The organism is Pseudoalteromonas sp. S4741 (assembly GCF_005886135.1).
Lineage (GTDB): Bacteria > Pseudomonadota > Gammaproteobacteria > Enterobacterales > Alteromonadaceae > Pseudoalteromonas > Pseudoalteromonas tetraodonis.
In genome coordinates this window covers 1-24,790 of record NZ_PNCN01000113.1, presented here as the reverse complement: position 1 = coordinate 24,790, position 24,790 = coordinate 1, and the positions used below count along the sequence as shown (strand labels likewise).

Here is a 24,790-nt window from a genome sequence, read left to right as displayed (position 1 = left end):
CTAGGTGCTAGGTGCTAGGTCAAAATTAAATAGCGTACAATAAAAGTACGCTATTTTTTTATCTAAAATAAAGTAACAGTACTCGTAAAAGGGTTATTTGACATCAAAGTGCAAAGCGTATGGTTGCCCCACATACCCTTGGTAAGCTTTTATGTGCTGTTTAAATCATTATTCTTAAAAAATTATTTCTCCATTTTTATATAAATAAAATAAGTAAGGAGAGCAATTAAACACACGCCTTAATGTTATAAAACCAACGCATTAATTGAGTGAACTTGTTATTATCGTAAAATAGGCACGCATATGACAATTAAAACTCTAAAAAGTGAAATTCAACATGTTTAAAAAAACAATCTTAGCTATTGCCTTAGCAGCCACCTCGCTGCCAAGCTTAGCCGACAGTAACAGCGATTTAAAAACCATTATTGATAACCACTGGCAAAACGCCAAAGCTGAAAAAATATTTTTTAGAACCGATCCTGATGGTTGGAAGCCCAACGGTACCCTACCCGATTGGAGCGAGCAAGCCATTGCTAAGCGCCAAGCTTATAACAACAGCGTACTAAAAAGCTTAGCCAGCATTGATCCTAAAACACTCAATAGCGAGCAGCTAATGAACTACCGCTTATTTAAATATGAGCGAGAAACCGAGCAGCAAAGCTACCTTTACCAAGATAAATACTTTCCGGTTAATTTTTTAAGTGGCTGGCATACTTACTTTGCAGAAGCACCGGCTAACATGGCCTTTTTAACTGCTGAGGATTACGATGCATTTTTAGTTAGCCTTGGTGATTACCCGCATTTTAATCAGCAAAACATTAATTTAATGAAGCAAGGCATTCAAACTGGTTTTACCCACTACTGCGAAACGTTTAAAAATTATGGCCAAAGTATTAGCGCCCATATAGTTAAACAACCTGAGAATAGCGCCTTATATGAGCCATTTACCCGTATCCCTAATACATTTAGCGCAGCGCAAAAAGAAACTTACCAAAATAAAGCTAAAGCGTTAATTGCCTCAAAAGTCGTGCCTGCTTATCAGCACTTTTACGACTTTTTTGAAAACGAATACATGCCGCACTGTAGATCGCAGCCGGGTATTGCAAGCATCAAAGGTGGCCTTGATTATTACAAGTACACGGTTAATTACTACACCACCACTAATGCTACTCCTAAACAAATTCATGAACTTGGTCTAAAAGAAGTGGCGCGCATTAAAGCACAAATGCAAGTCATTATTGATAGCGTTGGTTTTGATGGCAGCTACAGTGACTTTTTAGAATTTTTAGCAACCGATGAACAATTTTACGCAACCGATCCCCAAGACTTGCTAGAAAAGACCGCTTTTATAACCCAAAAAATGTATGGCAAACTCCCCACTTACTTTGGCCATTTACCGCGTAACACCTTTACTATAAAAGGCTCAGCGAGTCGCGGTGCGTTTTATATGCCACCTGCTGATAACCGCTCGCCCGGTACTTACTTTTTAGCCTCAACCCCAAAACTGCAACCTTTATATAATTTAGAAGCACTTAGCCTGCACGAAGCCATACCTGGGCATCATTTACAAAACGCCATTGCAATGGAGTTAGACGTTCCTGAGTTTAGACGCACTCTTAGCCACTCGGCTTTTGGCGAAGGCTGGGCACTGTATACAGAGCGTTTAGGCAAAGAAGCAGGCTTTTACCAAAGCCCATACAGTGACTTTGGTCGTTTAGGCTACGAAATGTGGCGTGCTGTGCGCTTAGTGGTTGATACCGGCATTCATGCCTTTGGCTGGAGCCGCCAAAAGGCGATTGATTATTTGGCTGATCATACCGCCTTGCCACAAAGCGCTGTGGAAGATCAAATAGACCGTTATATTTCATGGCCAGGCCAAGCGCTTTCATACAAAATGGGCGAAATTAAAATACGCGAACTGCGTGCAAAAGCTGAAAAAGAACTAGGCGCACAATTTGATATACGCAGCTTTCACGATACCATTATTGGTCAAGGTTCACTTCCTATGGCGGTACTTGAAGATGTAATTAACGACTGGATAGCACAGCAGAAATTAGCTATCTAAGATACAACGCAAACAAATTGAGAGGCGGTATTGTTACCGCCTTTTTTTAAAGCCCTATTAAACACCTTAAAACTAATCTCTGCTCGCTTTTGCTTCGTAAAATAAATGATTTTAAAAACCAGAGCATAAGTATGAAAAAACGTATTCTGTATTGGCTGCAAAATGATTTGCGCATTGACGACAACCCCATACTCAATGATTTATCACAACAACAATGTGAACTTGATATCGTATTTGTGATCAATCCTGCTTGGTTTAAAAGCAATAACTATCAACAAAAACCCTATGGTGTACATAAACAACGCTTTCTAATGCAAAGCCTATACGAGCTACAGGAGTCTGTTTTAGGGCTTGGCCAAACCTTGCATATTTTAGAAGGCGATCCGGTAAGGGTATTAACACAGCGTATTAATGAGCTTGGCATTGATGAAGTAGTTTATAGCGAGCAAATAGGCGTTTATGAGCAACGCCAAATTACCGCGCTTAAATCGAAATGCGCTACTGTGGTATTTAAATCTGTGATGCAAGATACCTTATATCAACAGCAACAACTGCCCTTTGAACTTGCTGATTTACCAACCGGCTTTACCCCTTTTAGAAAAAAAATCGAAGCCACTGGTATCAGTTTATCCGCAGTGCCGTTCTCAGCAAAAAGACTTCCACCGCCTATTATTTTATGTGCTAAACAGCCTATATCAGAGCCGCCAACAGGAAACCCTTTACTCCAAGGTGGACACAAAGCCGGCCTTGCGCATTGTCTACAGTACTTTTCATCAGCTTTACCAAGCAGCTATAAAATCACCCGTAATGAGCTGGATGGCTTTGATAACTCGACTAAATTTAGTAGCTGGCTGGCTTTTGGTTGTATTAGTGCCAAGCAAATTTTTTGTGCAGTAGATGCCTATGAAGCGCAGCATGGGGAAAATGAATCAACATACTGGATCAAGTTTGAATTGCTCTGGCGTGAGTATTTTAAGTGGCATGCAATTAATGTGAAGCATCAGTTATTTACTTTTAAAGGTAAAAAACAAAGCTCGCCACTTACCACTTTTAGCCCGAACCGTTTTGCAAAATGGTGCCAAGGCAGTACCCCATTTCCGCTAGTTAACGCTATTATGAAAGAGCTTAACGCAACGGGCTTTATCACTAACCGTTCACGACAAATTGCAGCCAGCTGTTTGGTCAACGAACTACAACTAGACTGGCGCTATGGCGCTGCTTACTTTGAACAACAACTTATTGATTACGATGTAGCCGCTAATTGGGGCAACTGGCAATATATTGCTGGGGTTGGGGTCGATCCGCGCGGTGGGCGACACTTTAATTTGGCAAAACAAACCCAGCAATACGACCCACACGGTGAATATATTGCCAAATGGCAAGGGAATGAGCACTGTGATGCACAGTTAGATGACTTAGACGCCGCCGACTGGCCTGTGTAATAAGAAAACCTCGAACATAATACTGGCTAGCTGACTCTCGTTACAAGCCCAAGGTTAAGTCTTGGGCAAGTGTGCCGCTGGGCTTTTCTACCCAATAGCGCCAAGTGCTCCATCTAAATCTAATGAGCCAAAGCGAGTTAATTTAGGTGGTGGTGAAAGGCGCACCACCACGAAGTGGTGGCTTTAATCAAATCCTTCCTGCTGAGCTAAATATTGCTTCACGATTTCAAGTGGCGCACCTCCGCAACTAACCAGACAATAACTTCTGCTGTAAAAAACTGGCTTCCAGTAAAACTCACCCAAGTGTTCGGAAAACTCCTTTCGCACAAGTCTTGATGTAGCAGTTTTTAAACTGTTCACCATTTTACTTGGTTGCATCTTGGGATTAGCAGAAATTAAAAGGTGAAGGTGATCTGACTCACCATTGCACTCCAAAAGCTCACAATCCCAAGATTTTAACAACCTTTTGTACTGAGATTCTAAGTACGCGGCAACCTCTGGCGTGATACAGCGACGACGATATTTAGTTACAAGAACTAAGTGGTAGTGAATATTATAAACGCTGTGATACAGCGTATTTAGGGCTTGTTTTTTCATAACAACTAAATATAATTAGTTGTTATGAAAAAAGCAATCCGTAAAGTTACATATAAAATGAAATCATCAGTTTCTCAAGAAGAATCGCTGATGGATTTGTTTGTCCACCATCACCAGTTGTACAACTGGGCTTTACGTGATCGCATCGAAACATATCGTGATTCTAATTACAGTCTTAACTTTCACGAACAGTGCAAAATCAACACTCTGTGGCGTAATAATCGTAAAGCGCATGGCATTTTCAATGCTAATGCTCAGAGTGAGCAAGTCACATTAAAACGTGTTGCACTGGCTTTTGACGGTTTTTTTAGACGGCTCAAAAAAGGTGATAAGAAAGCTGGATTCCCACGTTTTAAACCATTTCAACGCTTTAAAGGTTGGGGCTACAAGGCTCATGGTGATGGTTGGAAGCTCAACCTGAAAGAAAAAAAACATGGTGCTGTTTATTTGGCTGATGTTGGTATCGTTAAGATCCGAGGTAAAGCTAGAAACACAGGAGGCAAGCCGAAAACTGCTGAAATCATCCGAAAGAATGGTGAGTGGTTCATTTCAGTTTCAATGGAGTATGACACCATTGAGAGAAACTGTGGCACTAAAGCTGTTGGCTTGGATTGGGGTGTTTCTCATTACTTTTCGACTATCGATCAGGATGGTAATTTTGAGCAAGTCGAAAACCCCCGTTACCTCAGAAACAGCAAAGAGCGATTAACCTCTTTACAACGTGACCTCGCGTTAGCGAAAAAAGGCACTCGCACCCAGCGAAAATTAAAGCATCAAATTGCCAAACTCCACCAGAAAATCGCCCGTCAAAGACTCGATTTTACTCATAAAGAAACTGCAAAATTAGTTGAAGTGGCGGCATTGATCGCCACCGAAAAACTCACCGTTAAGAACATGACTCGCAGTGCCAAAGGTACTGTCGAGAAAAACGGAAAAATGGTGAAACAAAAGGCTGGTCTGAATCGGGAAATTCTGAACACCGCGCCAGCCATGACTCTTAATTTGCTGCGATACAAAGCGGAAGAAGCTAGTAGCGAATTTGTTGAAGTACCAACAAAGCAAGTTAAGCCAAGTCAAACCTGCCCAGACTGCGGAGCTAAGAAGAAGAAATCCTTAGCAGACCGCTGGCACTCATGCGAATGTGGTTGTGAGAAGCCCCGCGATGTAGCCAGTGCGCAAGTTAACTTAAACTGGGCATTAGGTATTCAGGCTGGGAACCAGCCTAAAAAGGTAGCTTAGGCTTTCTTTTTGAAACTCCTTCAAAACGCGCAGCGTTTAGTGGGAGTTGTTCATTACGCGGTTAATTTCAACCCCATTATGCTTCACAATAAAAGTGGGGGTATATTGTAAGTCATGCGCTAGGGCAATACCTGCCTCATCCCGCTTGTCATAATCTACTGTAACAAAGGTTATTTTCGAAAGTTCAACCTGAGACTCATCGAGTAACTTTATTAATCGAGATACTTCGCGAGCACTGTCATGACACCAGGTACCTAAAAGCACTAACACCTCTTTACCTGCTAATTTTTGCATCAATGCAACGTCTTGCGGTGTAGGCGAAAATGCTTGGTATTGCTTGGCAAATTTATCGTGATCGCTTAATAAACGCTCAGCAGTAACAGCGTCTGAGTGTAGCTTGAGCGTTGCATTCACTGCCAGTGGTAGGGTCAAAATAAAGAGTAAAATTAATTGTTTTAACATAAACCTATACCTAACTAGCTTTTAGCTACTATACCCATAATCGAGCTTAAGTGAATACATTTACTTACTTTTATCCATAAAATTATTCACTTGAGATAAAACAGCTAAGTACTCACGTTTGGCCTCTTTGTTTTGTTCTAATTTATCTAAATCACCGATTAACGTCACTAATTGCGTATGTGAATAACTCGATGTTGTTCTAAACTCGTTTGTCGCCCCCACACCACTGAGTCGTTTTCTTTCATCCATACGATAACGATCTTCATTTTTCTCGAGCCAAATATCGTTAATAAGACGAATATTGCTCTCACTGGTGGTTGTTGCTTTCAATTCCTTTTTTAGTTCGTATTGAGATATTTCGGGATTAAACTGATACACTTTTTTATCTACATTCACCTCATGAGCCTGATCAAGGGCAACCAATTCGTTATTTTTTACAGCGGTACCAATAGTGTAATTTTCTTGTTTATCATAATAATCAGGTGGGATGTCAGAGCGCTTGCCTGCTTCATAATTAAAACGTGTGCTCGCCGCTTTATCTTGAGTAACCCCAGTTAATTCTGCTGACTTTTGGTATTCTGTATTTTGACTCAGCTTTGTGGTGCTTGTTGCTATGTAATCACCTTGATCCATTGCAAAAGAGAATTTTGCATCAAAATCAGCTAACTTAGAAATCCCGTCGCCTAGGGAGTTTTTATCACTACTCCCTAGTCCTTGATAACGTGGATCACGGGTGATCATGTTGTCCACTAAATCAGCTACTAGCTCGCGTCCGTTAGTAAACTGCTGTGTAGCAACCGACTCTATTTGACTATAGCGCTCAGCAGCTGATGACATACTGCTAAACGCACTTTTAAAAACAGCGAGCCCTTGTTTCATCACTTCATCACTTTTGTGACCAAACGCCGAACGTGTACTTTTCTCAGAGCTATTGAGCTGGCTATCTTCTAAGCTTTTATCGAGCGCTTTTATGTATTGTTGCATTTGGCTTTTGTCTTGCGCGCCAATGGTTGACATATCAAGCGAAAAATCAATATTGTTTTGTCCGTTTACCGATTCAAACTCGAGTAGTTGCTGCTCAGAATCCTCATCAAGGGTATAACTTAAATTAAGCTCATTATCTATTCCAAGGAGCGCTCCATCAGCATCGGCAGTATTTCCCTCTGACGTTGAAAAATACAAATCAAAACCCGAAAGCTGTTTATTATCAAAATTGCTTAAAAAGCTTAAATCTAAATCAGTTTGGTTTGCGGGTACATAACGACTGTAAGCGCTTTGTTTAGCTTTAAAAAATTCATCTGCCATTTCGCCTACACCAGAAAATACTTGCGTTAATGCCTGATGTTCAGCCTCTGATAGGTCGCCATCTACTTTATAACTTACACTAAATTCGTCGGTGGTTTCGCCGGTTTCTTCATCGTAACCTTGCGCAGAATGAAAAGTGATTTTAATAACATCACCTTCTTTGGTTTTTACCGACAGCTCAAATCCATAGTTATCATCATCCTCATATCGCTCGCGGTTAAAACTTTCCATAAAGGGGGCTAGCGAGCGTTCAACACGCTGCTGACTAGACGCTAAAAAGGTTTTTTGATTGAACCCAAGCTGCCCCAAGTTTGATAAAATATCGCTAGTGTTAGCATAAGCGCCCTGAATATTTTTTACCGAGCTGTTTAAACGCTCAATTAACTGATCACTACGTTCATTTTTTAATAGGCCCTCTTGCTGAGAACTGATAACCGTTCGCAGCGCAACCTCTTCACTGGAGAGTTTATAATTTGAGCCACTGGGTGCGCTGGAAATAGTGAGTAACGAGGATAATTGCTGATTAAGTATTTCATCGACTTGTTGGTCACTAAACTGACTGAGCATTTCATCGGTGATTGTTGCCGTGCTTGGCGCTAAGTGAGCTCTCGATTGTAAGCCTGTAGACACATTGATGTGGTTTAAACTATTGACTGATTGGGCAAGCAACGCATTTAGGTTAGCATAATTGCCTTGTAGTTTATTAACCATGATTATCCTTAATCTTCAGTATAATACAAATACGGTATCGGCCAACGGATTAAAAGCTTTAATTCGTTTTTATTATTTAAAAATAAAGTATTTACGCAAAAAACATTCTTTAAAAGTAATTAGCAGGTTTTGGCAAGCAGCGACTTTAATATGTCTGGTACAAATTTTCGCTGCGCGGTAATGGCATAGAAGTGTTCGAAAGCATCGGGTAAACGTTGGTATTCAACTAATAGGCCTTGTTCTATTTCATCCTTTACTACAACTGATGGCAATACCGATAGTGCACCACTATCACGAGCAAGTAATCGCAGCATAGCCATATCATCAGCCTCTGCTTTTATTTTTGGCTGATATTGCCAGCGGGCACACAAAGCATTAAATGAATCTCTAATAGCTGAGGTTTTAGCGGGTAACACCCACTGTGCATCCGTGTAACCTGCTGGAAACTGGCCGCGTGTTTTTTTATCTGCTGGCCCCACTATGGCTAATGGCTGACGAGATACCAACTGGCTTTGCCACAGTTGATCGTAGTGCTCAAGTCCGATGGGTTTATTGGTTAAAACTAAATCCAGTTCGTGCTCTGCCAAACCATTTAACAGCCCATCCATACGCCCTGCAGTAAGCGAAAAGCGTACTTCGTCGTTACTCATTAAAGGGTTAATAAATTCCTCGATAAAGTTACGAGAGAGCGTATTAAGCACCCCGATTGATAAATGCTGAGTTTGGGAAATCATCCCTTTGTGAATAAAAGAAGACAGTTCTTCCCCTTTGGTGAATATATCGTTGGCGTACATTTGCACCCGCTTTCCCATATCGGTTAATGCGAGTGTGCGGCCTTTACGTTCAAATAACTCAATATTAATGGTGTGTTCTAATTGTTTTATTTGCGTAGAGAGCGCTGACTGCGACAAATGCAGTTCTTTCGCGGCTTGGGTTAAGTTACCAATACGAGCAACCGACCAAAAATAATATAAGTGATGATAATTTAAACGGCTCATTACTGTTCTCTTTTATAGAACGTTTATATGCATTATATCTATTTTTATTTAGTTATCTAGTTTGCCATACTTTGCTCACTAAATAAGGAGCACTGAATGAGTGAGTATATTATTTCGTTGTTACTGCTAATAATGCCTTTGAGCACATTTATAGCAGCCTGGTTAATTGGCCAACAATTGCGCGCTTCAAATGGTCATGTGCTGTTTAAAGTAATGGTGTTTAATAGCATTGCATTTATAACAGCTATTACGCTTCATCAAATTTATGCTTTTGATTTACTCAGTTTCTTATCGCTGACCATGACCCGAATTATTATGCTGGGGCTTATATTATTTATCACGCTGATATTGATTCGCTTTTGTAAGCACTATATGCAAGGTGAGCCACGCGTAAACTACTTTTGGCGATGGCTACTACTTACCATCACTGCCGTATTAATTGTGGTTATGAGCAACCACTTAGCGCTATTTTGGCTAGGTTGGGTGGCGATAAGTTTAGCACTGCACAAGCTATTAATGTTTTATCCTGAGCGCCCTCGTGCGGTACTCGCCGCTCATAAAAAGTTTATTGTGGCACGTGTTGCCGAATCCTTATTACTCGTCGCATTTATTATTTTATCGGTTACTCACAATAGCCTATACATTAGCGATATCACTACTTTTTATCACACCACCACACTACCGCTATCTTTGGCTGAACAACTCGCGGCCTTTTTAATCGCTTTTGCAGCTTTAATCAAATGTGCTCAGTTGCCTATGCATGGCTGGCTAATCAAAGTGGTTGAGGTGCCTACACCCGTCAGTGCCTTATTGCATGCTGGGGTGATAAATTTAGGTGGCTTTTTATTAATTTTATTTGCGCCTTTGTTTATTCAAGCTGCGGCTGCACAGTGGTTAATTTTAATTATTGCTGGTTTAACTACGGTGATCAGCGCTTTGATAATGACTACCCGAATAAGCGTTAAAGTAAGGCTTGCTTGGTCTACCAGTGCGCAAATGGGATTAATGCTCATAGAATGTGCGCTGGGATTATTTGAACTGGCTCTGCTTCACCTTGTTACTCATTCAACCTATAAAGCCTTTGCATTTTTAAACTCAGGCAACGGTGTAAACGAAGATCTGATTCGCCGCCACATTCCAAAACAATCACCCACGTGCTTTGCTTGGTTAACGGGGGCATTGGTGTCGATTACCCTAGTTAGCGCTACATGGTTCATTAGCGGCTATCAAGGCGCGGTCAGTGTGTGGCTACTTTTAGCATCGGCTTTAACTATTTTACTGGCCAACCAACATGGCGCTTCTAGCGTGCAAACTTACAGTAAAAAACTGCTAGTCGCACTATTAGTTGTTATTAGTTATGTGGTTGCTAAAAATATATTTTCTTTAGCACTAGAGCTTGAGCAGTGGCGCGAAGCTGCATTTAGCCTCGCCGATAGCTGGGTAATAGCCCTTATTTTAACGTTAATGATTGCCAGCTACTTTTTACGCTACCAGTCTTGGCGACCACAGGTTAAATCACTTTCCACCCTATTATTTGCAGGTTTGTATTTAGATGAGTGGTTTACGCGGTTAACCCTAAAAATATGGCCGATAAATTTACCTAATAATGGCCACACCGATTTAAAAAATCATGCAGCTGGAATCACCGTTGAGGAATCAAAATGAGCAATCAAACGCATTCAAATCACACGGCTTTATCGTTAAGTGACACTGAAAACAACATACTTAACAAAGTATGCGGTTACATAGCACCAAACTGGCCTTTAGATCAGATGATTGCCGTTAACCCATTTTGGGAAATGCGCCACCTGCCTATTGAAGATGTAAGCGCACGCATTGATACCTTATGTAATGCCAATATGCTAATGCCTAAAGACTTTTATCAGCACAAGTACGACAACGGCATTATTACTGATAACCACTTAGCCGATGCAGCCAAGTTACTTAACAGTGACTTTACGCATGAGCAACTCATACAAACCCTTCACATTGATGTTCCTTTAGTGGATTGGCACAACATTGCAGATTTACTCGACCAGCAGCGCAATAAACATAAAATGGCTTGGCATGATGAAATTACCCATCAATTGAGCCAGTTTTGTGCCGCGCATTATCAGCAGCTTGGCCCTATGCTTCATGGTGATGACACATCACCACAATCACCTTTATATCGTCATTGGTTAACCGTTATACAAGCGGATAAAGGCATTAGTATTGTAATGGATGAAAAGCATTTAAATGGCTACTTTAAACAACTGCCCACTTGCGCTGATGAACTGATTGCACTAACACTCTCAACGCTTAACATAGATAACGACTCGTTAGAGTTATACGCGCACTCATTGCTCTTAGATATTAACGGTTGGGCATCGTGGTTGGCGTATTTGCGATTCCAAGGCCAACTTTACGCTAAACCCAAAGATGATATGAAACAGCTACTGGCCATGCGAATGGCATGGGACTTGGTTATTTGGCAGTATCTGGCAGATCATGATAGTGCTTCATTTAAACAACTACAAAGTCAGTGGCAGCAAGAAAAGTCACTCGTAGTTGAGCGCCTGCATGCACACAAATTAGCACAAAAGCCATTATGGGTGTGGGCAAAAGCACTGGAGCTAAGCTATCAATACCCGCTTAATCATGCACTGCAAAGCGCCACTAAAACCCCAGTGAACAACGCTCAATTACAAGCGGTGTTTTGTATTGATGTTCGCTCAGAGGTTATTCGCCGCGCGCTTGAATCGCAAAGTAAAAATATAGAAACCTTCGGCTTTGCCGGTTTTTTTGGATTGCCACTAGAATATCAAGAAAATGGTAGTGCAATTACTCGTCCTCAACTACCAGGGCTACTCAAACCAGCAATACATGCCACACAAACACACAAAGACGCGGCGCTTGAAGCATCTCGTCAAAATAGTGCTACATGGCAAAGTTGGTCAAAATCAGCCCCCTCATCGTTTTCTATGGTTGAATCAGCAGGCTGGCTGTATGCATTTAAATTAATAAAAAATACCTTTTTATCTAAAGGTAAAGCTAAAAAGTGCGCAACCACCAACTGGCAATTAACACAAAACCAGCAACAACTGACTCTAAAAGACAAAACCGACTTAGCTCAAAAAGTGCTTAACACCTTAGGAATAAAAGAGTTTGCGCCGCATGTTATGTTGGTGGGCCACGCCAGCCATACAACTAATAACTTGCACAGCGCTGGCCTAGAATGTGGGGCCTGTGGAGGGCAAAGTGGCGAAGTTAATGTACGCGTGCTAGCAAACTTACTAAACGATACCCAAGTGCGCCAAGCGCTTAAAGAGCGAGGGCTAACACTGGCACAGAGCACGCAATTTATTGCCGCTATTCATAACACAACCACGGATGTCATCACCGCTTACGATACCGAGCTTAATGACAATCTAAAAAAATGGCTAACCGTTGCCACGCAAACCGCTCAGCAAGAACGTTTAATAAATATCGACCCACAGTTAGTTAATAAAACCGCAGATGAAATTAACCATGCTTATCATCAACGTGCCCGCGATTGGTCGCAAGTACGCCCAGAATGGGGGCTTGCTAATAACGCCGCCTTTATTATTGCACCACGAGCATGGACTCGCAGTGTTAACTTACAAGGACGCTGCTTTTTACATGATTATGAATGGGAAAATGATAACGAATTTGCGGTATTAGAACTGATCATGACCGCCCCCATGATAGTAACCCATTGGATCAATAGTCAATATAATGCCTCGGTTACCGACAACCATAAATACGGCAGTGGTAATAAAATACTCCACAATGCAGTTGGCGGTAATATTGGATTATTTGAAGGTAATGGCGGTGACCTTCGTATTGGCTTAGCCATGCAATCACTGCACAACGGGGATAAATGGATGCACGAACCGATTCGCCTTAATGTATATATTGCTGCACCGCAATCTGCAATCGCGGCAATTTATAACAAGCATACGATGGTGAAGGAGCTGATTGATAACCATTGGCTCACTCTTATTCGCTGGGGCGATGATAATACTCTCGAGCAGTTCGAAAATGGATATTTCTCAACTATTTCAGCCTCTAATGAACAAATATAAGCTATGCCAAAGATAGTCATTGCCACGAAACATAAAAAAGCACCTTTAGTGGCCCCTGCTCTAGAGCCACTTGGTTTTAAGGTATTCACTACTGATTTATTTGATACCGATACACTTGGGATGTTTAGTCACGAAGTACAACGTCATGGCAGTGCCAACACAGCGGCACTGACAAAAGCTCAGCGCGCATGTGAACTCACAGGCGAGCAATTTGGGCTTGGCAGTGAAGGCAGTTTTGGTGGTGGGCCGTATCCGGGTTTAATGAACTGGGACGAAGAAGTTATTTGTTTTTATGATAAACACAATAACAATGCTATTTATGGATATGCTGGCGGGCCATTTTCGCCGAGCAGCTTAACTATTAACAGTGAAACTAATGCTGAATCAATCGCTACTGCATGTCAGCACGCCACATTTACATAACGAAGTGGTGCCGGGTAATGTAAAAGCGCATTATCAGCCTCATGCACCAGCCATGTTGGCTAATACTGAAGATTTCGCTAAAATTTTAAGTGAAAACTCTCAGGGTAAAAGTCACTATTTAATCTATTCGACTCAAGTGCAACAGCAATTATTAGCGAGCGACATTCCATCCGAACATATTACTAAGCTCAGTGCTTGCCCTGTTGAGTATGCTAAAAACATGTATAAAACGCTGCATCATATCGATAAGACAACACCGATGAATATTTATATCGAAAAGCCGCCAGTAAGCAGTAAGTGAGGGGCTGTGAATGACCGCCTTAGCCGTGCCACCACAGTATTTGCAGGATAAGTTAATTAACCGTTAGGTATTCAATAACAGTGGCTGCTGCCACTGGTTTATAAAAGTAATTCCCCTGAAAACGTTTACAGCCAATATCCACTAACATATCAAACTGTGCCTGTTCTTCCACGCCAACAGCTATAACACTTAAGTTATGGCTGTTGGCAATGGCAATAATACTTTGCACTATACTATTTGATTTAGAGTCCACCAAAATATCATCTACAAAGCTTTTATCTATTTTCAGTTCATCTATAGGTAAGCGCCTTAATAAACTTAGTGATGAATAACCTGTACCAAAATCATCCATCGAGAAGCGTATCCCTCTAGATTTTAAGCTATTTATCGTATCAATCACATGCTCAAGATTATCCATAAAGAGGGATTCTGTTATTTCTAAAATGATACTGTGTGGAGCTACATTGTGCGTCTCTAAACTGTGTAATAATGTAGGAATAAATACACTACTTTGAAATTGCATTACTGAAATGTTTATTGCCAATTCAAGAGGGGTATCGCTGTGTTGCTGCATTTTTGCAAACTCACCAATAGATCGCGCTAAAACAAAGTCACCAATTTTAAAAATTAAATCACTTTGTTCTGCAATAGCAATAAACTCAGCGGGAGATACCATACCAAGCTCATCATCCTGCCAACGAATAAGTGCTTCAATAGCATGAATTTTACCCTGCTCATTTACTTGGCACTGATGCACCATAAACAATGACTGCTCGTTTAACGCCATATTAAGCCGCTCTTCTACTTTTAAACGGCGCAAATAAGCCTGTTTAATATCTGCATGGTAATGGCACAGCCATTGCCCTGTATCTTTTGCCCATTGAGTAGCCAAATGCGCACTGCGGACCAGCTTACTTTTGGTTATACCATGCTCTGGGTAGTTGGCCACACCAACACTCATATTTAAAGGACGTTCGGTATTTTTGGTTTCATATTGTTCAATAGAAGATGCTAATATTTGTTCAAAAGCGCGCCTATTTTGCTCATCCGCTAAATGCGGTGTAATAATGCAAAACTCATTACCACTGTTTCTAAAAACTAGGTATGGAGCTGCGAATGTAGCTTGCAATATTGCGGCATAGGCTTTAATTGCCTTATCGCCATACTCCATACCAAAGCGATTATTCATTGAGCGTAAATTGGTAATGTTTATGATTGCTAGACTAAAAGATGTCTCTTTTTTTTCTTCAAAGCTATCACGCAGTGCTTTTCGATTGGGTAACTTTGTTAGATCGTCGTTCCGAGAAAGGTAAAACAGTTCATCAACTCGTTTTTGCTCAGCACGAGCAATAAACCTAAAACCAAAATATAAGAGCGTACAAATCAGTAAATAGATTAAAAAGTACCAGCATACCTTCCAATAAAAGACGCTTTTTATTGGCTGCATTGCCCGATTTGAGAGTGTCCATAATTGATAGCGATTATCAAATTTTGCAGATGTTAAATAAGGCTTACCACCTACATGTGTATCAATAGTAAACACCTCTTCTGAGGATTTAAATATTTCTTTATCCTTGCCCGTTTGCTTTATCAAAGCATTATCAGATAACCCTAATGCCTGCTTAATTTTGGTTTTTGTATAGCTAGCTATATCTGCATCTTTTACGGAACTGTATTGAATAAAACCATCGATTTCTCTTGCTAGCATTATGTAATCGTCACTATTACTTTGCAAAATATTGAGGTATTTAGCGCCTCTTGATACCGCCATCCCTGCAGTCATTACAGCAATTACAGTGCCACTTTTGTCTCGTAATGACTTCCTTATTGGAATAACCCATTCTTGTAACGATTGATTAAAATAAGTTTGCCCTAACACCATCTTGTCTGAGCTAAGGGTTTGTGAAAAACTTTGGCGGGTTTTTTCATTTTCTTTCAGATTAATCATTGCTGAGGCATTTAAATTTGAGCTGTAGTAAATAATTTCCCCTTGGGGATTAAACAGTCCAAAGCCTAATAACACGGGGTTTTCTAGTAAAATATTGTCGAGAAGTTTAATTGTTGATGTTTTTTCAGTTAAGTTATTGTTTGAAAGGATGTCTCTGCCAATTAGATCCAGCATAAGCTCTTTATTTCTAAGGGTACTTTTAAGTGCTTGCGCAGAAAACTCGACACGGTTTTGGGAGCTTGTGCGGTATTCTTTTTCGATATTTCGCCATTCATAAGCCAACAAAACGCTTAATAGGACTAGACCGCCCAATAGCAAAAAACAAAAGAGTTTCCATAAATTATTTTATATTAGTGCCATCTAATTTCTCACAACCCGTTTGGTAGTGTGTTATGTATTCGGGCCCTTAAATGCACTTTATGGCTAGCTTGGTTTATTTTCAAGCTATTTTATTGCAAAGTTGACAAAAACACATAAATAAATGACCACTATTTAACATTAAAAATAAAATAAATTAACAATAAAATTGATAAGTGTTTTATTTTATTGTTAAGACAAGGCTCGTATACGTTTGAACCCCGTAAACTGTATTTACGTTTATCGCAGAGATTATTGAGCAACTATTATAGTTTAGTTATTAAATATAATATTGATTTAAAACAATAGCTTTAGTTATAAACTGCAAGCCAAATTAACCCTTGCATCAAGCGCTTTAGTTTAGTCACAATTTTGCAATAATCATCAGTGATAATAGCTGCATTATTAGTCAACAAAGCTTTATAAGACCCTCATGAGCGAATCTATGGTGCAATTAACCTTTGCACTACCGTCATTTGAAGATCCTATGTCTGCGGCAATGAGCCACAGCATGGAATTTGAAACACTATCGCAGGATGCTAACAGTCAGCATCAAATCACACTGCAATGCGTTTTACCTGAAGCGGCCCATGAAAGTGATATTATTTCACTAAGCGCAACTTTACCAAATGCACGAGCGGCTCAATACTACACAGAAAAAACACTCAATTTATCTGATTTAGAACAAAGGCGAGTCAACCTGACTTTGAGTCAAATAGCACATAGTCATGATTTTGTGATGCAAATGATTTTGCATGGTAAACACGGCACGTTAAAAAATAGTTTGCAGTTTGATATGCATATTAACCAATTTGGTAGTGGTTATACTGCACCTGCAACTTATATAGCGCCGCCTAAGCCGCATCGGGTACGTCAGTATTTCGCTAATATGGGAACAGCTTTACTTTCGTTTTTTTAGTTATTGGCGCACAATTTTCTATTGATTTTATTACTCAATCAGCAAAGCTCACTTTACCCATAGTGATATCTAAAATACCTTGGTTGTTATTATTTAAGCTTTGACGTTGCCCTGCCAAACATTCATTTGCCAAAATAGCAAACAGCACGGCCTCTTTGGCATCAGGATTTACGCCTAAACTCTCGGTGTTTTTGAACGCCTTAATGTTTGGGCAATGTATTAGTAATTGCTCCATTAATAACGGATTATGAATACCTCCACCACTGGCATACACTACACAGTCTTGAGTATGTTGAGCACAGCCATTTAAAGCCTTAGCAATCGTAGTGGCAGAAAGGGCATTTAAAGTCGCTAAAACATCTTCGTGATTTAGTCTTTGTGTCGTTGAATGCATTTGTGCCGCCCGTAAATAAGCTAAATTAAACACCTCAGGTCCGGTTGTTTTAGGCAGTGGTAATTTAAAAAACGCGTTATCTGTAAGCGCAGCAAGAAGCTTTGTATTCACTTTACCAGCTTTGGCAAGTTTAGCTCCCTCATCATAATGCAGCCCTTTAAAATAATGCTGTACATAAGCATCCATAATAGTATTGCCAGGGCCAATGTCAGAGCTAAAGACCGCTCCAGTATCGCCGTTTTTAGGTAAAAATGTTAAATTAGCAATGCCCCCCATGTTGAGTAAAATACGATTTTCATTTGGGCTGGCAAAAAACAAATAATCTCCATACACAGCTAATGGTGCGCCTTCACCACCAGCAGCAATATGCTTTTGCCTAAAGTCACCTACCGTGGTAATGCCTGTAGTAACCGCTATTTGATCACTGTCACCAATTTGTAGCGTGCCATTTTTAAAATCGTGGTGGTTATGTTGGGATTGCGGGCAGTGATAAATAGTTTGCCCGTGACTGGCTATTACATCAATGTCGGCTGGATTTACTTGCCACAGTGCTAAACACTGATTAACCATAGCACCATGGAGTTTACCTACCCACGGATGTAACAAAGTCAGCACTTCTAAATCGCATTCGCGCTTAGCAAACACCTGTTTTATTTTAGTTTTATACTCGTCGTTGTACTCAACCGTGGTGAATTTTAATACCTCTATTTGGGTATGCAAACCCGCTCCGGTTATTTTACATAGCGCCACATCTAAACCATCTAAAGAGGTACCACTCATTAGGCCAATAATTAATCGACTGGACTTTTGAGCGCTGTTATAAAGGGCGGCGATATGAGGATGCATAGTGACTCTGTGTAGGTACTTTTTATTATATTTTAAAAGAGTTTAAAGCAAAGTTATAGCTGTATACACTTTAATTTTAAAAAGATAGGTTCATTGTTTAAACGCCTAAAGCTTGCTAGGTTATTGGTTGATAATAATAAACTTATTTACCATATGATGATTTTACGTGAGTTCAAGCAACACGATACCTTTCAAATAGTAACCATTTTGAACGTTCAGCAAGTAGCACGCTATTTATCCTCTAAAATTCCATTTCCGTATACGCAGGCAGATGCGAATTGGTGGGTAAACCAGGGAGCAAAATGTGGCATCATTAAAGCCATCGAAGTTGACGGTCTGTGCGTTGGGTGTATTGGTATTACCCTTGGTGAATTTGAGTATAGCCGCAGTGGCGAAAATAGGCTATTGGCTTAGTTAGCAATATTGGGGGCAAGGTATTATCACCCAAGCCATTCTAAAGAAGTGTTTAAAAGTACTAATTTAAACCGTATTTATGCGGCTGTATTTGCTGGTAATGCTGGCTCAATGAAGGCGTTGCTTAAAAGTGGCTTTAATACCGAGGCTATTTTAAAACAAGCAATTTATAAAAATGGTCACTATTTTGATAGCTATATATTTAGCATGCTAAAAACAGAGTAATTATTCTAATTAAATGTTGGCAAAGGTTGAATTAATCCCCTCTCGCCCAAAGCTCGTGTATCAAGGTACAAATTTTATCTGCCTATCCGCGCATTATTGTTGAGCCGTGTATTGTTTTAAAGCTTAAACATTCGGTAATAGGTGGTTTTTTCAGTTTATTTTGGAGATTTTTATGTCTACAACTAGCCGTCAACTTACTTTAGCCTCACGCCCACATGGCGCCCCTACCAATGACAACTTTGAATTTAAAAGCAAAGAGTTACCAGCGCTTAAAGATGGCGAGGTGCTGCTGCGTACAATTTACTTATCACTAGACCCCTACATGCGTGGCCGTATGAGCGATGCTAAATCGTATGCCGACCCCGTCGAAATTGGTGATGTAATGGTTGGTGCAACGGTGTGCCAAGTAGAAACATCTAAAAACAATAAATTTAGCGAAGGCGAATGGGTATTAGCGTACACAGGTTGGCAAACTTACGCCATCTCAAATGGCGAGGGCTTAATGTCATTAGGTAAAGAGCCAACAAACCCTTCATACGCATTGGGAATTATGGGTATGCCTGGCTTTACCGCCTACATGGGTTTACTCGATATTGGCGCCCCTAAAGCAGGAGAAACCGTGGTCGTTGCTGCTGCAACAGGGCCTGTCGGTGCAACGGTTGGCCAAATTGCTAAAATTAAAGGCTGTAAAGTCGTAGGGGTTGCCGGTGGCAGCGAAAAATGTGCTCATGCCGTTGAAAAGCTAGGCTTTGATGCCTGTATTGATCACAAAGCCGATGACTTTGCCGAGCAATTAGAAAAAGCATGTGACCAAGGCATTGATGTTTATTATGAAAATGTGGGCGGAAAAGTGTTTGACGCCGTATTACCCTTACTTAATACCGCAGCACGTGTACCGCTGTGTGGTTTAGTATCGCAGTATAACGCAACAAGCTTACCAGAGGGGCCTGACCGTATGGGTATGCTAATGGGGCAGTTGCTTACTAAACGTATCAAAATGCAAGGCTTTATAATTTTTGACGATTACGGCCACCGCTACGACGAATTTGCACAAGACATGCAAAAATGGCTACGCGATGGCAAAGTACAATACCGCGAGCACATGGTAGAAGGTATAGAAAACACCATAAGCGCATTTAACGACATGCTTAGTGGGAAGAACTTTGGTAAAACCGTAGTAAAGATTAACAGCCCACTATAATAACATTCAGGCTGTGTTGTAATTCAACGCAGCACAATAAGGAAGAAAATGATTAAACTACACCATTTAAATAAATCTCGCTCTAAACGTATTATTTGGCTTTTAGAAGAGCTTGAGGTCGATTACGAAATTGTTGCTTACCAACGTAACACTGAGACTTTTTTAGCCCCTGATGAGCTTAAAAATGTGCATCCGCTGGGTAAATCGCCAGTTATAGAAGACGACGGCTTAGTGATTGCCGAGTCTGGCGCTATCACAGATTACCTGATCACTAAATATGGCAAAGGTAAATTTGCCCCAAAAGCAGGCACCCCTGATTACGTTGACTACCAGCAATGGTTACACTTTGCAGAAAGCTCAGCAATTTTACCGCTTTTACTTAAAATGTTTGTGCAAAAAGATGGCGCTAAAACCCAGTTTTTAGAAGGCTATGCTGATGCTGAAACCGCTAAAGTGATTAGCTACTTTAACAGCCGTCTTGAAGGCAAACGTTATTTAGTGGGCGAAACCCTAACCGGTGCCGATTTTATGATGTCGTTTATTGTTGAAATCGTTAAAAATGCAGGCCAATTAGAGCACTTTAAAAATCTGGTTAAATACGATGAGCAATTACAATCTCATGAAAAATTTCACACCGCTAACGAGTTAGAAGCTAAATATGATTAATTAGCTTAAGTACAAAACACAGATAAACCAAAGGAGCTTTTTAAGCCTCTTTTTTTGTACGTATGTTTTTATTATGCCAATCCGCATAATTAAGTGATCTATTTTGAGGATGGATAAACGTGTTAATAGCAAGGCAAAAAATTCGCTATTTAGTTGTTCTAAATGAGAATTTTTTAACGCAAATAGTGGCACGTTTAACCCCTGAAAACGATTAAGTATTATTACGGATTGGTATTAAATACCCGCTAACTCTCGCTCAGTAATACACTCACCCGATGCCATTTCAAACTCGCGACACACTAATGGGCGGTTTTCGTAAATAGAGCACATTAGCGTGTTACGATCGAGTGCTTCGCACCAGCCATCATCAGCGCGTTTCATTACTTCACTGCCCCATTTATCATAGGCAATAAAATTAAATGGCACTCCAGTGTCGGTCACTATGCGTACTTCTAATTGGCAGCAACAAGCTTGGCAATTAGCGCAGGTTACGGGCTCTGGCGCTGAGTTTATATTTTTAACGGGAATAACGGTGTGCGGCATAGTGGCTTACTTTTTAGGATAAGCCACTAGGATACAGGAACTACGATCAATTGCACTGCAGTAATGTCGCTTTTATTTCGCTGTAGCGCTGCTGCTCGCACAGTGCAAAACCACTTAGTTGACGTACTTTATTACGCGCAAACAGTGGCACGCTCATTCCCGCTAAAAACCGGCATTGGGTTTCAATGCCCACATCGTGCACGCCTTTAGTTGCCATGTGGGCTAAAAACTCATCGACCTTTTGGCATATAAGCGCTGTATCAACCGTTGCAGGGGGGATTGAATATTCAAGCTTAACTGAATCCCCACGACACACCGAGCAATGTCCACACTGCTGTGGCGCATTCGCATCATCAAAATAACGGGCTAAGTTATAGCTTAAGCAAGATTGCAGCTCAAAAAAGCGCACCAAAGCAGCAATCCGTTTTATTTCCGCTTGCTCTTTATCGGTAAAATAATCGTGTAACTGCTGGGCAAGTGCAGGATTATTAATCACCTCGCTATGCACTTTGTACACGTGAGTAATACGTTTGGTTTCAAGGGTGATAAGGTTTTTTTCAGCTAAATAATCAAGCGCGGCTACCACACGTTTACGGTCAACCTGCGCGGCTTGCGTTAGGGAGTCAAAATTAAGTGTACCCCATATTTTTTTAAAGTCGGTATGACTAAATATTTGTGTTAAAAAAGCTTGGCGCTGCTGATCAAACTGATTAAGTAACTCATTTTTATCAACCAAAAATTTATACTTAAAATCGGCATAATAGGCATACTGCGGCGTTATTGCGCCTTGCATTTCCAGCTGTACCAGCAAGGTTTTAAGGGCAAGCTGGCGAATATTACTCTCGCTTGAAAGGCTATATTCTTGCATTTCCCATTGCTGTTGAGCTTGGCGAATATCGTTAATAACATATTCAATACCGCTGAGCTCTGGAGTATCGCCGTAAATAAAGTTTTCTACTGTATTTAAGCCATCTAAATTAGCCAGGGTATAACAATTTGATGGGTTGCCGTCACGCCCTGCGCGGCCAATTTCTTGGCTGTAGTTTTCTATTGATTTAGGTAAATCGTAGTGAATTACAAAGCGTATGTCTGATTTATCAACCCCCATACCAAAGGCAATGGTAGCAACCACTACATTTATTTTGCCTGCCATAAAATCGTCTTGAATTTGCCCGCGTAGGGTATCTTCAAGCCCTGCATGATACGCCACTGCTTGCAGGCCCTGCGCGCTTAACATATTGGCCACTTGCTCAGCACTTTGCTGCAGCGTGACATACACAATACCGGGGCCGGTTTGCGCACGGACAATTTTAGTAAGCTCATTGTTTTTATCCGCCGTTTTAACACTCAGCACATTTAAATCTAAATTAGCGCGATAAAACCCCGTTTGCACAATACATTGTGGCTCAATAGCAAAGCGCTCGGCCATATCGCGTTTTACTTTTTTAGTGGCGGTAGCGGTTAATAGTAGCACTAACGGAATATTTAGCTCTTCACGGTAACGAGGTAGTTTTAAGTAATCGGGTCTAAAGTTATGCCCCCATTCAGATATACAATGCGCTTCGTCAACAACCAACATAGAAAGCGCCACTTGGCTTATAAACTCCCTAAAGCGTTCGTTTTTAAAGCGCTCAACCGACACCATTAACACTTTAACTTTACCACTTCGTACGTCGTTCATTACAGTGCTACTTTGCATTTGGTCTTGGCTTGAGTCGAGGCTGGCGGCATAGATGCCTTTGCTATTTAAAAAGCTAATTTGATCTTTCATCAAGGCCAATAACGGCGATACCACCAGCGTTAAATGCGGTAAATGTAACGCGGTGAGTTGATAGCACAACGACTTACCCGAACCTGTAGGAAATATTGCCAGTGATGATTGGCCATTTAGCAGCTGCTCTATGGTTTGTTGTTGCCCTGCTCTAAACTGATTAAAACCAAAATGTTGCTCAAGAGACTGAACTAGCGAGGTACTCATAAAAGCGTCCTTTTTATGTCGGTGCCCATAAATGCTGTAAATGCGCAGTAGATGAAATATTTGCATATCAGTATACATCAAATGACGTGATTTATTGCTGACATATCCTTTAATTAGGCGCACACTATAGCCCCATAAAAACGTGCTTTGCCAAAATAATTTTTTGATACCCAAGTCATTTTAAAAATCAACGTACAGAAATTGCTTCGGTATATTATTTTTAAGGGCATTGTCATGGATATAACCATACCAAAAATCGTCATCATCGGCGGTGGCGCTGGTGGGCTGGAGCTAGCAACTCAATTAGGGCACAAATTAGGAAAGAAGCAACACGCAAATATATTACTCATCGATAAAAATCGCACTCATATATGGAAACCGTTATTGCACGAGGTTGCAACTGGCTCTATTGATGCCGATTTAGATGGGGTTGTTTACTCCGCGCATGCTGCCAAACATCACTATAACTTTCAACTTGGTACCTTTTGCAACCTCGATAACAACAATAAAACCATCACCTTAAGCCCTCTATATGACGAGTTAGGGCATCAAATTTTACCTAAGCGCACTGTTCACTATGATCATTTAGTTATTGCTATTGGCAGTGTGAGTAACGACTTTAATACGCCAGGCATTAAAGAGCATTGTTTTTACCTAGATTCAAATCAACAAGCAGAGCGCTTCCAACACGCGCTGCTGGATAACTTTACTCGTCTTCATCAAGACGATGACCCATTACACTCATTAAATATCGCCATTGTTGGCGGTGGAGCAACTGGGGTTGAGCTCTCGGCTGAGCTGTATCATGTTTCTGATTTACTAAAAATATACGGTTTAACCAATATGTCGGCTAAGCGTTTACATATTCATCTGATTGAAGCGGGTCCCAGGATTCTCCCGGCGCTGTCTGAGCGAATTGCCAGTTCGGCCAAGCGTGAGTTATTAAGATTAGGCGTCACCGTACGAGAAAACACCCAAGTTAAACAGGCAACCGAACATGGCTTTATCACCAATGATGATGAGCAAATAAATGCGGATATTATGGTGTGGGCGGCGGGCGTAAAAGCACCTGACTTTATTAAAGAGCTGGGTATTTTTGAGCTGACTCGTAATAACCAAATAAAAGTAAACGAGTACTTACAAAGCAACCTTGACCCACAAATATATGTGCTCGGTGATTGCTGCGCGTTTACGCAAGATGATGGTACGCAAGTGCCGCCACGCGCACAATCGGCACATCAAATGGCACAATGCGTTGAAAAAAACTTAATCGCCACATTACGTGAGCAGCCCCTTAAAAAATTCGAGTATAACGACCATGGCTCACTGGTTAATTTATCGCGCTACAGCACAGTAGGCAGCTTAATGGGTAACCTAACCAGTAATAGCTTTTTTATTGAAGGTAAAATTGCCCGCTTTATGTATATTTCATTATATAGAATGCATCAGCGCGCTATTCATGGCAGTGCCAAAACCTTTGCTTTGTGGCTCAGCGAAAAAGTGCTGCGTGTTGTGCGTCCTAAAATGAAGCTGCACTAGCCAAAATTAAAGACAGTGGTAATTTAAATTACCACTGTCTTTAATTTTTAATATTAGCTATATAAAGTACACAAAAATTTTAAGGAAACAGCCGATGTCGGAGAAAACGCTTATTGATAATTTAGATGG

19 protein-coding genes and 1 pseudogene are annotated in these 24,790 nt (G+C 40.8%); 12 read left to right on the top strand and 8 right to left on the bottom strand.

Going from position 1 to position 24,790, the window contains the following annotated elements; translation table 11 throughout:
- The first annotated feature begins 337 nt into the window (after positions 1 to 337).
- Together CWC30_RS14790 and CWC30_RS14785 are read left to right on the top strand one after the other, a co-directional pair.
- Positions 338 to 2,065, top strand: coding sequence for a DUF885 domain-containing protein (locus tag CWC30_RS14790; RefSeq protein ID WP_138627475.1), 1,728 nt, complete (start codon positions 338 to 340; stop codon positions 2,063 to 2,065).
- Positions 2,066 to 2,196: 131 nt separating this feature from the next.
- Entirely contained in the window at positions 2,197 to 3,507 is a 1,311-nt protein-coding gene (locus CWC30_RS14785; protein WP_064663350.1) for a DASH family cryptochrome, read from the top strand.
- Between the two features lie 183 nt (positions 3,508 to 3,690).
- Here the strand turns inward: CWC30_RS14785 and tnpA are convergent, their stop codons facing one another.
- Complete coding sequence (gene tnpA / locus CWC30_RS14775) at positions 3,691 to 4,104, bottom strand: IS200/IS605 family transposase (protein WP_138627474.1); 414 nt, start codon at positions 4,102 to 4,104, stop codon at positions 3,691 to 3,693.
- Between the two features lie 24 nt (positions 4,105 to 4,128).
- Here tnpA and CWC30_RS14770 point away from each other — a divergent pair, with 24 nt between their 5' ends.
- On the top strand, positions 4,129 to 5,343 hold the full coding sequence (locus tag CWC30_RS14770; RefSeq protein WP_024605726.1) for an RNA-guided endonuclease InsQ/TnpB family protein: 1,215 nt from the start codon (positions 4,129 to 4,131) through the stop codon (positions 5,341 to 5,343).
- Between the two features lie 36 nt (positions 5,344 to 5,379).
- Here the strand turns inward: CWC30_RS14770 and CWC30_RS14765 are convergent, their stop codons facing one another.
- From CWC30_RS14765 to CWC30_RS14755, 3 genes are all read right to left on the bottom strand, one after another.
- Positions 5,380 to 5,805: a thioredoxin family protein gene (locus CWC30_RS14765; protein ID WP_138627473.1), complete on the bottom strand. Its 426-nt coding sequence runs from the start codon at positions 5,803 to 5,805 to the stop codon at positions 5,380 to 5,382.
- Positions 5,806 to 5,865: 60 nt separating this feature from the next.
- Complete coding sequence (locus tag CWC30_RS14760) at positions 5,866 to 7,821, bottom strand: hypothetical protein (RefSeq protein WP_138627472.1); 1,956 nt, start codon at positions 7,819 to 7,821, stop codon at positions 5,866 to 5,868.
- A 119-nt stretch (positions 7,822 to 7,940) separates the two neighbouring features.
- Positions 7,941 to 8,819 carry a LysR family transcriptional regulator gene (locus tag CWC30_RS14755; protein ID WP_138627471.1) on the bottom strand — a complete coding sequence of 293 codons (879 nt, stop codon included), beginning with the start codon at positions 8,817 to 8,819 and terminating at the stop codon, positions 7,941 to 7,943.
- 96 nt (positions 8,820 to 8,915) lie between these two features.
- Here CWC30_RS14755 and CWC30_RS14750 point away from each other — a divergent pair, with 96 nt between their 5' ends.
- Genes CWC30_RS14750 through CWC30_RS14735 form a run of 4 tightly spaced genes read left to right on the top strand, consistent with a single transcriptional unit; the run spans position 8,916 to position 13,631 of the window.
- Positions 8,916 to 10,484 carry an NADH-quinone oxidoreductase subunit L gene (locus CWC30_RS14750; protein ID WP_138627470.1) on the top strand — a complete coding sequence of 523 codons (1,569 nt, stop codon included), beginning with the start codon at positions 8,916 to 8,918 and terminating at the stop codon, positions 10,482 to 10,484.
- A complete protein-coding gene (locus CWC30_RS14745) occupies positions 10,481 to 12,907 on the top strand; it encodes a DUF2309 domain-containing protein (protein ID WP_138627469.1) in 2,427 nt (808 codons plus the stop codon). Before CWC30_RS14750 ends, CWC30_RS14745 begins: the two co-directional genes overlap by 4 nt.
- A 3-nt stretch (positions 12,908 to 12,910) precedes the next feature.
- Positions 12,911 to 13,330 carry a hypothetical protein gene (locus tag CWC30_RS14740; protein WP_248473546.1) on the top strand — a complete coding sequence of 140 codons (420 nt, stop codon included), beginning with the start codon at positions 12,911 to 12,913 and terminating at the stop codon, positions 13,328 to 13,330.
- A complete protein-coding gene (locus CWC30_RS14735; RefSeq protein ID WP_249929888.1) occupies positions 13,284 to 13,631 on the top strand; it encodes a Sua5 family C-terminal domain-containing protein in 348 nt (115 codons plus the stop codon). The genes CWC30_RS14740 and CWC30_RS14735 overlap by 47 nt, the downstream gene beginning before the upstream one ends.
- 52 nt (positions 13,632 to 13,683) lie before the next feature.
- On the opposite strand, the gene CWC30_RS14730 is transcribed toward CWC30_RS14735, so the two are convergent.
- Positions 13,684 to 15,861, bottom strand: a complete 2,178-nt coding sequence (locus CWC30_RS14730; RefSeq protein ID WP_249929887.1) for a bifunctional diguanylate cyclase/phosphodiesterase — start codon at positions 15,859 to 15,861, stop codon at positions 13,684 to 13,686.
- Positions 15,862 to 16,369: 508 nt separating this feature from the next.
- On the opposite strand from CWC30_RS14730, the gene CWC30_RS14725 reads away from it, so the two are divergent.
- Positions 16,370 to 16,855 carry a hypothetical protein gene (locus CWC30_RS14725; RefSeq protein ID WP_138627468.1) on the top strand — a complete coding sequence of 162 codons (486 nt, stop codon included), beginning with the start codon at positions 16,370 to 16,372 and terminating at the stop codon, positions 16,853 to 16,855.
- A gap of 34 nt (positions 16,856 to 16,889) precedes the next feature.
- Here the strand turns inward: CWC30_RS14725 and CWC30_RS14720 are convergent, their stop codons facing one another.
- Positions 16,890 to 18,095 carry an anhydro-N-acetylmuramic acid kinase gene (locus tag CWC30_RS14720; RefSeq protein WP_138627467.1) on the bottom strand — a complete coding sequence of 402 codons (1,206 nt, stop codon included), beginning with the start codon at positions 18,093 to 18,095 and terminating at the stop codon, positions 16,890 to 16,892.
- A gap of 153 nt (positions 18,096 to 18,248) precedes the next feature.
- Here CWC30_RS14720 and CWC30_RS14715 point away from each other — a divergent pair.
- The 3 genes and pseudogenes from CWC30_RS14715 to CWC30_RS14705 all read left to right on the top strand — a co-directional run bounded on the left by CWC30_RS14715 (position 18,249) and on the right by CWC30_RS14705 (position 20,601).
- A pseudogene (locus CWC30_RS14715) lies at positions 18,249 to 18,734 on the top strand (GNAT family N-acetyltransferase).
- A gap of 172 nt (positions 18,735 to 18,906) precedes the next feature.
- Positions 18,907 to 19,935: an NADPH-dependent curcumin/dihydrocurcumin reductase gene (gene curA, locus CWC30_RS14710; RefSeq protein WP_138627466.1), complete on the top strand. Its 1,029-nt coding sequence runs from the start codon at positions 18,907 to 18,909 to the stop codon at positions 19,933 to 19,935.
- Between the two features lie 48 nt (positions 19,936 to 19,983).
- Entirely contained in the window at positions 19,984 to 20,601 is a 618-nt protein-coding gene (locus CWC30_RS14705) for a glutathione S-transferase family protein (RefSeq protein ID WP_016899137.1), read from the top strand.
- Positions 20,602 to 20,835: 234 nt separating this feature from the next.
- On the opposite strand, the gene CWC30_RS14695 is transcribed toward CWC30_RS14705, so the two are convergent.
- Both CWC30_RS14695 and CWC30_RS14690 read right to left on the bottom strand, forming a co-directional pair.
- Complete coding sequence (locus tag CWC30_RS14695; RefSeq protein ID WP_069439088.1) at positions 20,836 to 21,144, bottom strand: YkgJ family cysteine cluster protein; 309 nt, start codon at positions 21,142 to 21,144, stop codon at positions 20,836 to 20,838.
- A gap of 46 nt (positions 21,145 to 21,190) precedes the next feature.
- Positions 21,191 to 23,122, bottom strand: a complete 1,932-nt coding sequence (locus CWC30_RS14690) for a RecQ family ATP-dependent DNA helicase (RefSeq protein ID WP_138627465.1) — start codon at positions 23,120 to 23,122, stop codon at positions 21,191 to 21,193.
- Positions 23,123 to 23,356: 234 nt separating this feature from the next.
- Between CWC30_RS14690 and CWC30_RS14685 the strand changes: the two genes are divergently transcribed.
- Positions 23,357 to 24,661 carry an NAD(P)/FAD-dependent oxidoreductase gene (locus tag CWC30_RS14685; RefSeq protein WP_138627464.1) on the top strand — a complete coding sequence of 435 codons (1,305 nt, stop codon included), beginning with the start codon at positions 23,357 to 23,359 and terminating at the stop codon, positions 24,659 to 24,661.
- Positions 24,662 to 24,790: the final 129 nt, after the last annotated feature.